General features: G+C 72.5%; 1 pseudogene. It reads left to right on the top strand.

The annotated features are described in order from the left end of the window. Positions 1 to 236: pseudogene (locus tag ACYQ0J_RS13535) on the top strand (ATP-binding protein); the annotation flags it as partial.

Raw genomic sequence — 236 nt, 5'->3', positions numbered from 1 at the left:
GGGGGGGGGGGGGGGTGGGACCTCGAGGCCGACCTCAAGGCCTGGCAGAGGCGCTACCCGGGGAACGAGGAGAAGGCGAGGAGCCTCCTCAAGGCCCTCAAGCGCCCCGAAGGGGTGAACCCCGTCACCCTCGTCGTGGACGACGCCACGGGCCTCACCCCCAGTGTGGTCCCCTGGCTGGTGGCCTTCGCCGAGGTGGCCACCCTGGTCCTGGCCGTCCACCCGGAGACCCTAAG

The organism is Thermus sp. FJN-A, from assembly GCF_054655095.1.
Note: the sequence above shows the minus strand (reverse complement) of the source record. Positions and strands in the feature narration are given on the sequence as shown.